At 59.5% G+C, this 1,064-nt stretch carries 1 protein-coding gene; it reads left to right on the top strand.

Annotation, left to right across the window (positions count from 1 at the left end; all coding sequences use genetic code 11):
* Positions 1 to 1,064 (top strand): CxxxxCH/CxxCH domain-containing protein (locus OR1_RS21250; protein ID WP_152610001.1); only part of this gene is annotated, 1,064 nt, incomplete at both ends.

The following is a 1,064-nucleotide window of genomic DNA, read 5'->3' as shown; positions in this document are numbered from 1 at the left end:
GAACCGTTCAGCGCCTACTCGACCAAGTCCGCCCGCAAGCGGGTGAACAAGACCCATTACTACAACAAGCACTCGGCGAGCTTGAACGGCGGCCAGTTCTGCTGGGACTGCCACGATGCTCATGGCGACAGGACCGGAACCAACAACGGCCCGATTGCGATGATCCAGAAAAGACCGGTCAAGGCCTCCGTTTCTGATACCGGCGTACCATCGGCATTTACCGACGCCACCTCGGTACGGTTCATTGCCAGGGCGGCCGTAACCGATTTCGGTCGGACAACGGCGCCGTTCAACACGATCTGCAACGTCTGCCACGACCAGAAGTCGACCGACCCGAACAAGATGGTCCATTACACTGCCACTGGATCGGACGGCAGCCACAATACCGCCACTATCTGTACCCAGTGCCATCAGCATAATGCCGATAATGCCTACGACGGCATGGCCTACCGTGGCGCGGGCGGCAACTGCAACTCCTGTCACGGAGCCAATAATGCCGGCCTGCTGTCAGCCGACACAACCGCCGGCCATGCAATCCACTACAACCGGACCTCCGTCTTCCGGCACTACACCGGCAGCAACCGCCACCTGGCCAATGCCTATGCCTTTGCCTGCAAGAACTGTCATGGCAAGACCATCGCGAACCATGAAAACAGCGGCAACCTGGCCGACATAAGCATATCCGGCGGGACCTACACCTTCGGCTCTTATTCGGCCCGCGACGGCCGTGGCTTCAAATACTCAACCGCAGGGACCTGCAGCCAGAACAGCTGCCACTGGAGCGGCAACAGCCTGGATCCGGCACCGGTTACCGCAACCGTCACCTGGACCAGTGCCAAGACCACCAACTGCGGTTCCTGCCACAACCAGGCATCAGACAGCAGCTTCAAATGGTCAGGTGCCCACACCAAGCATGTAAGGACCACAACTCTTGCCGTGCTGACCTGCAACGTCTGCCACAGCTCCGTAGCCGGCAGCAGCAGCTCGATAATTGACCAGACGCGACACGTAAACGGGTTCGTCAACGTCTCCGGCAACGTAGCTGCCGGAACCCTCAACTGGAA

It is taken from the genome of Geobacter sp. OR-1 (assembly GCF_000813145.1).
Classification (GTDB): domain Bacteria; phylum Desulfobacterota; class Desulfuromonadia; order Geobacterales; family DSM-12255; genus Geoanaerobacter.
Note: the sequence above shows the minus strand (reverse complement) of the source record. Positions and strands in the feature narration are given on the sequence as shown.